Raw genomic sequence first — 14,414 nt, 5'->3', positions numbered from 1 at the left:
ATTTTCATTTCCTGATCAACAGTTACGTACGCAACTGTCCTGAGTTGTTTTAGTCTTTAACGACGTTTGCAGCTTGCAAACCGCGTTGACCTTCTTCAACGTCAAAAGTTACGTGTTGTCCTTCTTCCAAAGACTTGTAACCTTCACCTTGGATTGCAGAAAAGTGAACGAAAACGTCGCTGCCGTCTTCACGCGTGATGAAACCGTAGCCTTTTTCTGCATTAAACCATTTAACTGTACCTTGTTCCATTAATAAAACTCCTTCTGCGCCATATGCGCATAATTATTGTAATTCTGACGGGCGCAAATGGAGATGTTGAATGAAACGATAACCAATATGACCAATACAAAAATACAAGTCTAATTATACCACATCAAGCTGATTTATAGTAGGCATCAGACCTACTTAACAAAAATATAGTGTGCCGCCTTATACCCGATGCTCGTTTCTTCGCCGCTGTCGCAATAAGTCAGCTTGATCGGGCCTTCAAACGGAGTATGTTCCCCAACGACAAGCCTGTCGCCAAGATTGATGTGAATATCGTCCAAATAGGAAAGCAATTCATGATTATCGATAAAACGATCAACGGTGACCGTCGTCCCCTCTGCAACGTCAGCCAAAATCAAATAGCTTTCTTCGCGGTAGGTTCCCGATTTGTCCGGAATAACTCCTCCGTGAGGACAATGTTCGGGATGACCTAAAAATTCTTCCAAGTGATCCATCAAATTGTCGCTTGTAACGTGTTCTAAAATCTCGGCATCGTTATGCACGTCCTGTAATTTATAATTCAGCTTGTCAACCAAAAAAGTTTCCCATAAACGATGCCTTCTGATCAGATTTTCTGCAATCTCAGTCCCCTTTTTCGTCAAAGATATTCCGGCATACGGAGTGTGATCGACAAGTCCTTCTTTTACGAGCTTGCTGACCATTTCCGTCACGGAACCCGCTGCAATGTTCAAACTCATTGCAATCTGCTTATTTGAAACTTTCTTTTTGCGTCCGCCCAATTCAAAGATGATCTTTAAATAGTCTTCTTTTTTTGGCGTCATTAATCTTCACCTGACCTTTTTGTTCGTCTAGTTACAAACATTATACCAAATTTTTAGGTATATTAAAAATATTTGTCAATCAATCACAATTTATGCATCTCAATTCCCCTAACAAATGTTCCATATCATTTTCAAGCGGCAATTCAAACCTGAGCCTCTTGCAGGAAAAAGGATCGTCAAATGCCAAACAGCAAGCGTGAAGTGCTTGTCTTTTGCATGCATCGTTTCTTTTGCCTCCATACAGTTCATCTGAAATCAGCGGATGCGCAAAATGTGCAAAATGAGCACGAATCTGATGGGTTCTTCCGGTATGAAGAACGCACTCAACCAACGTGGCTTCGTTGCCAAAACGCTCTCGAACCCAATATTCCGTGACTGCATTTTGCCCATCGCAAGAAACGATCCGCCTAAAACCGTTATCCTCTTTCTTAAGCGGCAAGTCAATAATTCCGTGATCTTTCTTGACAAATCCAGAGCACACGGCCAAATACCGTTTTTCCATCGAATGTTCCTGAACCTGCTTTGAAATCAGTCCTTGCGCAAACCCATGCTTTGCGCAAAGCATCAGTCCGCTTGTAAACCTGTCCAGTCTTGTTACGGCATGAGGAACAAGATTTTCGCTTTTTTGATCAATCAGATACCCCTTGACGCGATTCATCATCGTATCATGATCGTTCGAAGGACCAGGAACGCTGGATATTCCTGCAGGCTTGTCAAGCAACAGCCAATTTTCATCTTCATAGACGACTTTAATCCTTTCGTGACTGACAAGAATCCGCTCATCGTCATTTTCCGGTGGAAGCACGAGCGTTACTTTATCATTTTGGCCGACCAAGGCCGAAAGAACCGTTTTTTCTCCGTTCAGTTTTACGTTGCCTTGGCCTCGCTTAAGTTTAGCGATCATCCGATGACTGACGCCATGATTGGCCAGAATTCTTTTCACCGTTGCTTTTTTCCCCGAATGGTTCTGCCACGTAAATTCCATGTTTGCCATCCCTTCGTTGATGTTTAGTTCATTTTAGAGCAAAGCAGCCAAATAAGCAAGCAGCCCTTTAGTCAAAAAAAGAGCCTTGCCTTCCGGCAGGACTCAAAAACAAATATGTCTACCGATCAAAACGATAGTGGCTTAGCAAAGATTCAATCTTAAGACGTGACGTCATAAAAATGACAAAACCTGGAATAATCAGCATCGCAGAAAATATCCACTGTAACCTGACCCAGGTCATTATCACCATCGAAAAACAAACTTCGCGTACGTATAACAAATCACCGATGCCAAATGCAGTGTTTCCTAACGAAAAAAACAGTGCAATCGTCATAAGAAGTCCGCCAGAAATTATCATTGCCAGACCTGAACCGTAAAAAAGCCGCCACTTATTTTTGAGATAAGCAAACAAATACCCCACGATAAGGATAATCAGACTCCCGAATACGAAAAGTCCCGCCCATGAGATGGTGCTCAGGAATTGATAAAAGTGCTGCATTCTGGAAATCTGCATTTGACTTTCCCTTGCTTCAACGTATTCATTCAGATTGTTTCTGAACTTAACTTTGACATTTGTCCAATATTCCTTGTCCTTTGACGAATACCCGGCACCGTTTACGTTGTGATCAAGCATCTTGTAAACAGTATTCGATTCAATTACCTTGTCATTCATTGCGCGAAAATTCGAGATCATTTTTTTGGAACATTCTGCCGTTTGACTGTCGCTGAGAATCAGCTTTTCCCTAAACCTCAGCGGCATCCCCGTATACTGTGCCGTTTCGATTACAGTGCGGTTCAATTCATCACCGAGTTCTTTAATCATCGTAGCATCATTTCCGAAACGCACAGGGTCCAAAAAACTTTCGATACTAATCAAAAACGTTATTGACAATACGCACAGTGTAATTAACAATGCTAAAATAGAAGAAATTACGCGTGGCAATTTGACATATGTCTTGCGTAATTCCTCCGCATAATTTTGCAAAAAAACCAGCTCCCTAAAATTATACCTAATCAACATCCAGTAACCGTCCGATTTATTATTTCTCTTTCCCCTCTCAAAATAAATAAAACGATTACAGTAGTTTACTTTTATAATACCCGGTAAAATTATTACACACAAATATTGATTTTTATTGCCATATTTGTGAATATTTTTAATAAACATCAAATTTTTTATTTATTAAAAAATGCAGCCAAGATTCCAAACACTCTCTTGACTGCATTTATCCCATTCATACGAAACGATCAATCTCGTCGCCAGTATATCATTGTCAGCACGTCTATCAGCATAACCGATAATATCAACCCAAAAAAGACTCTGATCATCGGCTCCGCACATGCATCCATTATCATTCCCCATAAAGGCAAATGCAAAGAGAACAAGACAACCACCAACAATAAGGCAACAAGCTCAACATAATTTCTTCTGTCTAACATGCTATCCTCCCCTTGCTGCGCAGAACACCTACTCAAAACGCAGCTTAAATCTCTTAATCACCAACAAACAAAGTGATATCGACACGATTGCGTATATTATGGCTGGATAAACGGGGTTCATGCCCTTAATCATACTCTCGATGCCTAGCAAAAATGAAGTGAAGGCATTATGTCTTTCAATTTCAAAAACGCCCGATCCCCAAACGGCATTCACGCCAACCAAGATCAACGCCAAGACTATTTTACCATTTTTTCCAACATTCTAAAGACGCAGCCAATCAACATCGCCGTCATCATTCCGTCAACATACAAAACCACGGCAAACGGCAGGTCATTGACATCACTGATCGAAAATACGTTTAGCAGATAGTTGTTTTGGGGATAAAACTGCTGAAACGCAAAGTAGTAGGTCGATCCTAAAAAGATATGATTCCATAGGCCGTAAAGGCGGCCAGTACTTTTGCCCTCCAATACTCCCTGCGCGTAACCCCGTTTTGAATAAAATACTTGAACTCATTATAAAAGAATAACAGGAAAACGCATAGTATGGACTGCACAAAGTCCGTCACCGGAAACATGATCCAATCAGCGGTCAATTCATTTGCCTTTCCCGACAAAAACAACCATCCGCCAAAATAAACGATGATGATGCCGCCGACTAGATTATTTCCCAAGGTCTAATCCTACCACTATCTTAAAATGTCAATCAAGTTTTTATTTGCGGCCTGCTTGGCAGGCAAAATCCCAAAAACGACTCCGACCGCTGATGAAACGCCGAATGCCAGAAGGAACGAATGCATCGTAACCACAGCATGAATCTTTTGCGGTAAGAACGGTGAAATGCCGGCCCCAATCAGCCACCCTAAGGCAAAGCCCAACAATCCGCCGGTCACCGTCAGCATGACTGCTTCAAGAAGAAACTGAATCAAAATGTCGCTTGGCCTTGCCCCCACTGCCAAACGAATCCCGATTTCCTGGGTTCTTTCCGAAACAGAAATATACATCATGTTCATCACGCCAATCCCGGCAATAAAGAGCGAAATTGCGGCAATCGCACTCACGAAATAAGTCATCGTGTCGATTACGCTGCCGATTTGTTTCAAAGCAGCTCCGGTGTCATAGTAAACGTAATCTCCTTGTTTGCGATCCTTGCCGTGCTTTTTCAAGTACTTGGCAATTTTTTTGCTGATTTTTGATGCCTTGGCATCTTTAACAAAGGTCACCTCAAGAATCGTTCCGCCTTTTTTGCCTTTTAAATACACTCCGCTCGGCACTAAAACATCTGCGCCAAGCCGATTGGAACGCCCATCAGAATCCCATGTCTCAGACGGATTAAAGACACCGACGATCGTATATGACTGGTTGTCGATCACGATTGATGAACCTAAAGCATTCTCGCTTTTTTTAAATGATTTCTTTGCAAGCGCCTTTGAAATCAACGCAACCTCATCACCGATTCCCAACTGGAACCGAGAAATATTTTTCCCGGCAACAATGTCGGGATCATCCGGACTTTTTAAAAGAGACAAAGTCCCGTTGATTTCCTCACCGCCAAGCGTTCCGACGAAATTCAACTGCTTATCTTCACGTTTGAGCTTGACGGATTTGAATTGTCCGGCAAAATTGCTTTCGATTTTATTGATATCCTCAGACGTAATCTCTCCTTGATCTTTTCCCGTTGCGATAAAATCGATTTCCGTCTTTTGAACACCTGTTGCATTTGTCGAGAAGAGATCATACATCCGCTTTTTCACGCCGTCTCCCAACGACATAATCGTAATTACTGCCGCAATCCCGATGATGATCCCAAGCATCGTCAAGAAACTGCGTTTGGGATTTGCTTTCAAAGATTGCAGTGAAGTTTTGAACAATTCAATAAACTTCATGCGTTCATGCCCCCTTCTCCCTTTTTTCCTCCCCACTCATTCAAGCCGTCTTCATCAGAAATTATGCGCCCGTCAAGGATTTTGACCAATCGCTCGCATTGTGCCCCGACTTTAGGATCGTGGGTAACCATAATGATCGTCGTATGATTCTCCTCGTTCAGTTTTTTGAAAAGGTTCATAATTTCTTGACTTGTCCTTGAATCGAGTGCCCCAGTAGGTTCATCTGCAATCAAAAACTTGGGCTTGGCGACGATTGCACGCGCAATCGAAACGCGCTGCTGCTGCCCGCCGGACAAATTTTGGGGCAGTTTCTTTTCGGCCCCTTGAAGTCCCACTTGGGCTAGAACCTCACTGACGCGATCTTTGATATACCTGCGCGTCTGTCCTGCATAAAGCAGCGGCAAAGATACGTTTTCCGCAACCGAAATCGTATTGATCAATTTGAAATTTTGGAAAACGAACCCCACGTTCTCATTGCGTAATTTTGAAAATTGCGCCCGCGTATAATCATGAATCGGATGCTCATAAAAATCATAACGTCCTTCAAACTGATCGTCCAAAAAGCCAATGATGTTGATCAGAGTTGATTTGCCAGAACCAGATTCCCCCATGATTCCGACAAACTCGCCCTGATCGATATTAAGATTGATGTCATGCAGGACGTGAAAGTTCTCATCCCCCTGCCGATAGAATTTATTAATATTTTCAAGCCTGATCATATCAATCTACCTTCTTGCCATCTTTCAGGTGCTTGTCCGGATTGGCAACAATCCTTTCCCCCACCTGAACGCCTTGTTCGACACAGAAGTATCCATCGGCAAATTTGCCATCAATTTTTTGCTTATGAACTCGTCCCTTGCTGTCAACAACATAGACCGAATTATTTCTGACGCTGTCCTTTGGCAAACGAATCTGCTCCTGCGGAACTGAGATCTTAACGGTTTGTCCATCCATGAAATTGTTTCCGTCGACATCAATGGTGAGAGGATATCCCGTACTCTTGCCTTCGACCGGCACCTGCGATAAAAACGCGATTGTCGATTCTTGCGTTTTCTTGGTTGCAAGCGCCTTGACTTCAACCTTTTGCCCTTGACTAAGCTTTTCATAGTCATATTCGGACACGGATGCTGAAACCTGCTTTTCGTGTGAGTACAGGGTTATTGATGGTGCATCTTGCTTTTTGTCGTCGACGTCAACGATTCCATCAAACGGAGCAATCAAAACGTTGTTTATTTTTCCGCTGATACTGTTCAGTTTCGTTTGTGCCGCCGTTACCTCAGAAACAGCATCATCATAAGAGCTCTGTGCTTCTTTGACTTGATTTTGAAGATCGCTGTAGCCGTCATCTTCTTTCGATGCCTGACCCAGCTGCTGTTTTGCAGAATTGAGACTCGAGAGCGCGGACTGCTGCGTTCTTTTGGCCTTGTCCAATTCCTGTTGAACTTCTTCTTTTGATTCTTGTTTTTCAGAATCATATGTTGTGAGAATAACATCGCCCTTATGTACTGACTGACCATTTTTGACTCTGATTTCTTGAACTTTTCCCGACGGAAGTCCAAGGGTCGAAACCTGTTTTGATTCTACTTGACCATTGATCGAAAATGGCGTCGGTCTGCTGACCTTTGTCACATAATACTTTGGAGCAGCGTCTTTTACGTCATCTTTTTTGGCATTTGCTTTTTGAATAAGTCCCCATACTGCCAAAATCACGATTATGACTGCTGCGACAACCAAAATCTTCCTTTTTTTTGTCATTCAAAAATCCTCCTTTAAAAAGTGGTCTGCCATTTAGTTGATTACTTACGCAACTAACTATACCGCCATCCAATTAGCTAGTCCACTGTTTTTTAATTTAAAAAATAATTTTATTATGATTGTTTCAAAATCCAGTGCCGAAACAGACTGTTGCCATAAAGCAAGAAGAGCCGGCCGGTTACAATTGAAAACGCGTATTGAAAACAAAAAAAGCCGGGAATTTCTCCCGACTCTTTTACGATTTTTTTGACAATCCGCCAATACCTATTCTTCAAAACCGTTATTATCGCTTGTCTCTTTGAACCAACGACCTGAATCCTTGATCGTCTTGATTTGCGTATGAATATCGTCACGAATAAGGCCATAACGATTGCGATATGCATTCATCCACGACCAGCAGTCAATGCCCGTCCAAACAAAGTAGCCATGGCAGTTTGAACCTTCTTCGATTCCGCGATGAAGTTCTTTCAAGTGATTCTTCATGAAATTGATGCGATAATCGTCATGAACTACACCATTTTCATCCATAAAACGCTCTTCGCGAGAAACACCCATGCCGTTTTCTGAAACGAACCAAGGAATGTTTTTGTAATTGTCGCGAACGTTGATTGCAATGTCATACAATGCTTCCGGGAAAATTTCCCAGCCTTTGTCAACGTTCATGACGCGACCAGGCATCTCATATTCATCAAAGTAGATGTCAGGCATCCAGTCCTGCAAACTCTTGGATGATACTTCAGGCGCCTTGACGCGGAACGGATGGTAGTAGTTGACGCCTAAAACGTCGATGGTTTCTTTGGCAATCAAATCGAGTTCTTCTTGAGTATAATCCCACAAAACACCGTCACGCTTCAAAATTTCAACAAGCTTTTCAGGATAGCATCCCAAAATAGCCGGATCCAGGAACATCTTGTTTGCCCAAAGTTCTGCGAATTCAGCTGCTTCCTTATCTTCTTTAGAGTCGGATGCAGAATATGCGGGCGTAAGATTCAAGATAATGCCGATACGCTTGTCGTCATCATTTCCGTAAAGCTTGCGGAAACGTTCAATTGTTTTGGCAGAAGCAAGGTTGATGTTATATGCGACCTGCACTGAAAGAGGACCGTCAACTTTCAACGGATAATGGAATTGATACAAATATGCACCATCCAGGATAACCTTTGGTTCGTTGAACGTAAACCAGTTCTTGACGCGATCGCCAAAGAGCTTGAAGCATTGTTCAGCAAAACCGGCATACAAATCCGTGACGTGCTTTGATTCAAATCCGCCGTATTTATGCTGCAATTCGACAGGCATGTCAAAGTGGCAAAGATTCATGTATGGTTCAATGCCGTTTTCGAGCATCGCATTGATCACGTTGTTGTAAAAATCGACCGCATCCTGATTTACCGTGCATTTTTCAAAATCATCAATCAAGCGGCTCCATTGAATGGACGTCCGCAATGACTTGATGCCGGCCTTGCGCATGAGAGCAAGGTCTTCTTTATAATCGTTGAAAAAATTCGATGCGGTATCAGGACCTACTCCGTCATAAAATTTATCCGGATCATTGGCATACCAATAATCAAAAACGTTTTGGTGCTTCTTTTTGAAAGTACCTTCGGATTGGGGGCCTGACGTTGCGGCACCCCACGCAAAATCACTTGGAAATTTCAGCATGTTCGTTGCTCCTCTAAATTATGTCAGTCTTCAGGATAAGTTTGTTCGAAATCGACAACGGCTCCGTACAAGTTGGCGTTGCCGCGATAAGCGCACGTTTCGATGACAGGCTTGATCGTTGCAACGTCAGACCTGTTCCTGATCTTTTCGACTGCTTCGTTTAAAAGCGGAACGAGCTTAGGATTATTAGAAACCGCCCCGCCCAAAATGAACTTTTCAGGATCAAAACTGTGCTGCAAATTAAAAATTGCAATGCCTAAAGTTTCTGCCATCTGGTCTACTTGAAACTTGGCAGCTTCATCCCCCTGATCCGCAAGATCGAAAACGGTCTTGCCATCGACGTTTTTGCCGGTTTCTTCATTATAGCGTTTGGCCATGCTTACAGGAGAAGCAGCTTGACTAATAGTCAGCAGCGTTGGGGTTGCGACCATATAGCCGATTTCACCGCCAAAAAGATGCGTACCGTGCCAAACTTTACGATTCACGATTACTGAACCACCAACGCCCGTGCCGATAATGATAAAGATCATATTTTGACAATCACGCCCGGCACCTTCTGCCACTTCTGCCAAAGCCGCACAGTTAGCATCATTTTCGATTGAAACGGGAAGCTGGAAACGTCTTTCCAACTCTTGTTCAATATTAAAGTTATGAATATATGGCAATGCGCTTGCACCTTCAATAACGCCGGTTTTCTTATTGACTGCCCCGGGGGCACTGATCGCAACGCCTTTTACGTCGTATTTTTTCTTGAAATCATTTGTTTCATGCTCAAGAATTTCATAAAATTCGTCAAGCGATTTCGGCGTATCTACCGCATGGACATCCATCAATTCGTTATTTTTCCATGCTGCAAATTTGATCGTCGTTCCTCCGATATCAATAACTGCTAAATCTCTCATTGTTGTTTAACCTGCTATATAAAATATAGAATAATATGGAATTGTAAAACTTTTTCCCGTATTATTCAGAAAGAATATAGCTTTTCCTTTCCTAATTTTATTTGTTGCCGTCAACGCTGGTATTCCCATATCCTAACGTGAGGGTAATGACATTGACCGGCTCTTGCAGCTTAAGGGTGTAGCCCGCCCCTTTTTTATTTTTCTTTATATCAAAATCATTAAATTCATGACCGCATTTTCATCTCTGCCCATGACAGCACCGCATTCATAACAAACGTATTCGTTATGCTTGGTTTTATGTTTCATGCTGCCGTCAAGACCGATTTTGTCGTCACCTTTCCTGACGAATCCGCATCGAGAACACCGTTGCATGCTTGGATAGAATTTGTCGGCTAAAAATAATTCCTTGCCATCCCATTGGCATTTATAAGCTAAAACATGTCTGAAACAGCCGAACAACAACCGCTTTCACCACCTGTCAAAGGATCATCGGTTTGCTTTTTTGCTATATAATCCCATGCAATTCTGTCTTTTTCTACAAATTAATTAACAGTTAGGTTGCTCCCTGTATCTTAATCAGCATAAGATAGTAAACGCTTTAATCCAACGTCTACAGTATACTCCTCAATCCGAATATAGTCAATACATATAACAGCAGTTGTATATTCTTTTATTTCATTAAAAAATGTTATGTCAATTACCGGATTTTTTGCGCAATAACGACAAAAGAGGCCAGGAATATCAACTCCTCGCCTCTTGTCATCACACGACATCTTCCGAACTGCAGTCATCAGCAAACATGTCGTCGTCAAAAATCAGATTAATCAATAATCTTCTTATAGACTTCAACAATTTCCTTGGCAAGATCGACAAACGTAATGCCTGTCATCAAATGATCTTGCGCATGAACCATATACAGATCGATTGGCGTATGTTCGCCACGAGCTTCAGCCGTCAACATTTCAGTCTGCGTATTGTGTGCGTCTACAATAGCTTGGTTGGCTTCTTCAAGTTTCTTTTCAGCTTCTGTAAAGTCGCCTTTCTTAGCAGCAGTAATTGCTTCTACTGCATGCGCCTTTGCATTTCCGCCAGCCATAATGATTCCCATTACAACCTGCATTCTTTTTTCGTCATCCATTATCAACAATACCTCCTGGATAAAATACAGAGCCGCACAAAATGTGCGGTTCCGCATTATTCTCAATATTTAATCAAGCACTTACAGCCTCAGGACTAACCCATGATCTTTTCTGCTTCTGCAAGAACGTTCTTACCGTTCATCATGCCATAATCCGTCATGTTGATAACTTCCATAGGAACGCCTGCATCATCGCATTTTCTTTGAATATCGGCCTTCATGTAGGCAACTTGCGGTCCAAGCATCAAAATATCTGGCTTTTCAACTTCGAATTGATGATCAATATCAGCAACTGACTTTGCGAAAATTTCGTAATCTTTGCCTTGTTCTTTAGCTGCTGCCTGCATTTTTGAAACCAAAAGCGACGTTGACATGCCTGCTGAGCAGGCAAGCATAATAACTTTATCTGCCATTTTAATCTATCCTTTTCTTTATTAATAAATTACTAACTAAATTTTTCTTAATTATTGAGCATCCTTTACAGCATTTGCATCTTCTTGTTCCTTCAAGTACTTGTCATACTTAACAGCAAATGGCCAGTAGATAGCAGTTGAAATTGCAAGAACGCATGCTTGCCACAATGCCATCTTCCAACCACCGATGAAGAAGCCGGAGATAACAGCCGGCGTTGTCCAAGGAGCAGCAACGCCTGTCGGAGGAACGATGCCGAACTTGATTACAAAGTATGTTGACAAAGCAACAACAACCGGTGTCAAGAAGAACGGAATTGCCAACCATGGGTTCATAACCAATGGGAGACCGAACAAGAACGGTTCGTTGATGTTGAAAAGAGCAGGAACAAGTTCAACTTTACCAATTGACTTGAATTGGACTGACTTAGCACCAACTAAAGTAAAGATAACCAAACCAATCGTAATGCCAGAACCCGTCAAATTAATGAAGTTGTTGTAGAATTCATTTGTAACGATATGTGCACCGTTTGCAAGAGACAACTTGCCTTCAGCAAGCAAGCGAGCGTTGTCGGCAGAGTTCGGAAGAAGGAAGGCACCGCCGATACCACCCATGATAAGGCCGCCGTGAACACCAAAGAACCAGAAGAATACAACCATGAAGGCAAGAATGATACCACCGCCAAGGGAGTCTGACAAACCTTGCAAAGGAATTTGCAAGGTCTTGTAGATCCAGTTCAAAAGATCCGTGTTAAGAGCCTTGTCGAAGATTGCATAGACAACCATAGCAACAGTGATGATTACGCCAGAAGGAATCATAGCTGAGAATTGGTTTGCAACGTTTGCAGGAACTTGTTCCGGAAGCTTGATTTCCCAACCAGCCTTAGCCATCAACGTATATGTCCAACCAACCAGGAGACCGCAAAGGATAGCTGCGATCATGCCCTGGCCGCCAAGCCATGTCATGTTGATAACGTTTGTAACAGGTGACTTCAAATATGTTTGAATCGCATCAGGCAATTGTGAAATTTGATGTGCCAATTGTGAGCTCGTGTAAAGCGTCTTGCCAGCAGCATCCGTAATGCCGGAGCCGCCCTTTGCCATTGCGCCGACAAGCGGAGCATCCACTTGGAGCTTTTGCAAAAGGAAGAAGACTGAAAGTGATGTCAAACCAACAGGAAGCGGTTCGAGTTTTTCATTCTTAGCATAGACGTAAGCAATACCAACTGCCGTCCAAATTGAAATAATAGCAAATGTCGTTTGATATGCTTGGTTGAAGAAAACCGACCAACCAATGTTATCAAAGAATGTTGAAACCGCAGGAACAGGAAACGATTTCAAGATCAGGAATACAGAACCAATGATGATGAACGGCAAGGCGTAAACCATACCATCCTTCAATGCAACAACAGCTTTCGTATTAACGAACTTCATTACAGAGGGCAGAATTTTTTCGTTAACAAACGTGCCTACTGATGATTTCTTTTCAGCCATTATAACTCATCTCCATTATCTTTAAATATCTTTTTAAACCAGTGAAAGGATTTTTTCGGTATGCGTCTCAAATCTTTAAGATCATGATTTGAACGGTTAACATAAACGGCACCGTAACGTTTTTCCATGTCTCCATGGGAACTCGGAATGTCGATCAGGCCCCACCCAAGATATCCTATGACTTTAGCGCCGTCTTCAAACATTGCGTCTTTCATCGCTTTGATGTGATCACGATGATATTCGATTCTCTTATCATCTTGAATCTCATGTTCGCCATCCCATTGCTCGCGAATTCCGATTCCGTTTTCGATAGGAAAAATCGGAAGCTGATATCTGAAATACAGAGTATCGATTGCTTCTCTGAAACCTAAAGGATCGATCTGCCATCCCCATTCATTTGCTTCAAGGTACTCATTTTCGACGTACCCGAAATTCAAATAACGGTTTGGAGCAGTTCCGTCCGGAACCTTCGTCGAGTCGAGAACGTCCGTGCGATAATAGCTGAATGCCAAGAAGTCAGCTTTCATCTTGGACAAAATTTCACGATCGCTTTCCAAAAAGTCCATGTCAAGTTTGTTTTCCTTGATAAAGTGTTCTACTGCCAAAGAATAATGGCCATTTGCAAATAAATCACACAAATTATAAATTAAAAATTCCGTTGCCCTGTCAGCTAAGAACACGTCTTTCGGACGAGAAGCAGCTGGATATACAGGTGTGTAGGCCAGCATTCCGCCAAACTTAACGTCATCGTAGTTTTCATGGACGAAAGCATCCAATTCAGCGTGCGCCAACATCGTATGATGAAAAATCTTATAGAGGTTGTCCAATGACTTTTCGACATTTTCGCATCCTGCAAAAAGAAATGCTCCATCACCGAAGTAAAGATTATGCTCATTAAACGTAATCCAATATTTGACGCGATCGCTGAAATGTTCAATCATCTTCTTGCCATAACGAACAAAAGCATCAACGACATGCCTTGACATGAAACCATTACCGTTTTTTGCCAAGTTGAGCGGCATGTCAAAGTGGTAAAGACAAATCATCGGCTCGATTCCGCGTTCCAGCATTGCATCGACCAATCGATCGTAAAACGCAATCCCTTCTTCGTTAAACTCGCCGTCACCCTGCGGATTGACGCGTGACCAGGAAATCTGAATACGATACATGTTCATATTCATCTCAGCCATCAAGTCCAAGTCTTCTTCGTAACGATGATATTCATCAATCGCTACGTGCCAGTCTGAACTATTTTCGTCTGCAGGCCGAACGTCATAAACGGATAATCCTTTGCCGCCAATGTTCCAAGCGCCTTCTGTCTGCATACTTGAAACTGAGTTGCCCCAGAAGAACCCTTGTGGCATTTTACGGTTCGTTTGCATTAAATCTCCTCCTCAATCTTGATTTTTTGATGTAACCGTTTAACCCTTTCAACAGTATTTAGTATAACCGCTTTCATGATTTTAGTCAATACTTATCAGCTTAATGTGTGTACATTTTTGTGATTTGTAACTCCATTAGTTCTAAATTAACGTTACAATACCAATGTTGTCAAGAAATTAACTTTTATAAATCTCTTTAAAAATTTTTCTGTTTTTTTACTTTTCGCTCTCCTCAAGTCTCTAAAATAAGTTAAAAAAATTAAGAATAAGCATTTGAAGACCCGCCCGTTATTATCGCTTACACCATTGCTTT

Annotated in this window: 15 protein-coding genes and 1 pseudogene; all 16 read right to left on the bottom strand. The window is 42.1% G+C overall.

Translation table 11 applies throughout. The features are described 5' to 3' along the window. Positions 1–49: 49 nt before the first annotated feature. Positions 50–250 (bottom strand): cold-shock protein, encoded by a 201-nt coding sequence (locus tag LRC_RS01225; protein ID WP_003693101.1) that lies wholly within the window; start codon positions 248–250, stop codon positions 50–52. A 152-nt stretch (positions 251–402) separates the two neighbouring features. After that, positions 403–1,050, bottom strand: coding sequence for a metal-dependent transcriptional regulator (locus LRC_RS01220; RefSeq protein ID WP_014072838.1), 648 nt, complete (start codon positions 1,048–1,050; stop codon positions 403–405). Between the two features lie 79 nt (positions 1,051–1,129). Continuing rightward, positions 1,130–2,044 carry an RluA family pseudouridine synthase gene (locus LRC_RS01215; protein WP_014072837.1) on the bottom strand — a complete coding sequence of 305 codons (915 nt, stop codon included), beginning with the start codon at positions 2,042–2,044 and terminating at the stop codon, positions 1,130–1,132. A gap of 109 nt (positions 2,045–2,153) precedes the next feature. Beyond that, positions 2,154–2,882 (bottom strand): hypothetical protein, encoded by a 729-nt coding sequence (locus LRC_RS01210; protein ID WP_014072836.1) that lies wholly within the window; start codon positions 2,880–2,882, stop codon positions 2,154–2,156. Positions 2,883–3,283: 401 nt separating this feature from the next. Beyond that, positions 3,284–3,475: a hypothetical protein gene (locus tag LRC_RS11475; protein WP_022280643.1), complete on the bottom strand. Its 192-nt coding sequence runs from the start codon at positions 3,473–3,475 to the stop codon at positions 3,284–3,286. A 237-nt stretch (positions 3,476–3,712) separates the two neighbouring features. After that, complete coding sequence (locus LRC_RS11760) at positions 3,713–3,946, bottom strand: hypothetical protein (RefSeq protein ID WP_258414403.1); 234 nt, start codon at positions 3,944–3,946, stop codon at positions 3,713–3,715. A gap of 218 nt (positions 3,947–4,164) precedes the next feature. After that, the gene (locus LRC_RS01195; RefSeq protein WP_014072834.1) at positions 4,165–5,361 is read right to left on the bottom strand and encodes an ABC transporter permease; all 1,197 of its coding nucleotides are present in this window, start codon (positions 5,359–5,361) and stop codon (positions 4,165–4,167) included. Further along, the gene (locus LRC_RS01190) at positions 5,358–6,080 is read right to left on the bottom strand and encodes an ABC transporter ATP-binding protein (RefSeq protein WP_014072833.1); all 723 of its coding nucleotides are present in this window, start codon (positions 6,078–6,080) and stop codon (positions 5,358–5,360) included. The genes LRC_RS01195 and LRC_RS01190 overlap by 4 nt, the downstream gene beginning before the upstream one ends. A gap of 1 nt (position 6,081) precedes the next feature. Next, entirely contained in the window at positions 6,082–7,116 is a 1,035-nt protein-coding gene (locus LRC_RS11755; RefSeq protein WP_014072832.1) for an efflux RND transporter periplasmic adaptor subunit, read from the bottom strand. A gap of 264 nt (positions 7,117–7,380) precedes the next feature. Then, a complete protein-coding gene (locus LRC_RS01180) occupies positions 7,381–8,775 on the bottom strand; it encodes a glycoside hydrolase family 1 protein (RefSeq protein WP_014072831.1) in 1,395 nt (464 codons plus the stop codon). A gap of 23 nt (positions 8,776–8,798) precedes the next feature. After that, the gene (locus tag LRC_RS01175) at positions 8,799–9,677 is read right to left on the bottom strand and encodes an ROK family protein (RefSeq protein WP_014072830.1); all 879 of its coding nucleotides are present in this window, start codon (positions 9,675–9,677) and stop codon (positions 8,799–8,801) included. 204 nt (positions 9,678–9,881) lie between these two features. Then, positions 9,882–10,145 (bottom strand): annotated as a pseudogene (locus LRC_RS01170) (zinc ribbon domain-containing protein); the annotation flags it as partial. Positions 10,146–10,497: 352 nt separating this feature from the next. After that, a complete protein-coding gene (locus tag LRC_RS01165) occupies positions 10,498–10,815 on the bottom strand; it encodes a PTS sugar transporter subunit IIA (RefSeq protein ID WP_014072829.1) in 318 nt (105 codons plus the stop codon). A 95-nt stretch (positions 10,816–10,910) separates the two neighbouring features. Further along, positions 10,911–11,228 carry a PTS sugar transporter subunit IIB gene (locus LRC_RS01160; protein ID WP_014072828.1) on the bottom strand — a complete coding sequence of 106 codons (318 nt, stop codon included), beginning with the start codon at positions 11,226–11,228 and terminating at the stop codon, positions 10,911–10,913. 51 nt (positions 11,229–11,279) lie between these two features. Then, positions 11,280–12,719, bottom strand: coding sequence for a PTS sugar transporter subunit IIC (locus tag LRC_RS01155; protein ID WP_014072827.1), 1,440 nt, complete (start codon positions 12,717–12,719; stop codon positions 11,280–11,282). Further along, positions 12,719–14,101, bottom strand: coding sequence for a glycoside hydrolase family 1 protein (locus LRC_RS01150; RefSeq protein WP_014072826.1), 1,383 nt, complete (start codon positions 14,099–14,101; stop codon positions 12,719–12,721). The genes LRC_RS01155 and LRC_RS01150 overlap by 1 nt, the downstream gene beginning before the upstream one ends. Between the last annotated feature and the right edge of the window lie 313 nt (positions 14,102–14,414).

Origin of the sequence: Ligilactobacillus ruminis ATCC 27782 (genome assembly GCF_000224985.1) — a bacterium.
In the GTDB taxonomy this organism is placed as follows: domain Bacteria; phylum Bacillota; class Bacilli; order Lactobacillales; family Lactobacillaceae; genus Ligilactobacillus; species Ligilactobacillus ruminis.
Note: the sequence above shows the minus strand (reverse complement) of the source record. Positions and strands in the feature narration are given on the sequence as shown.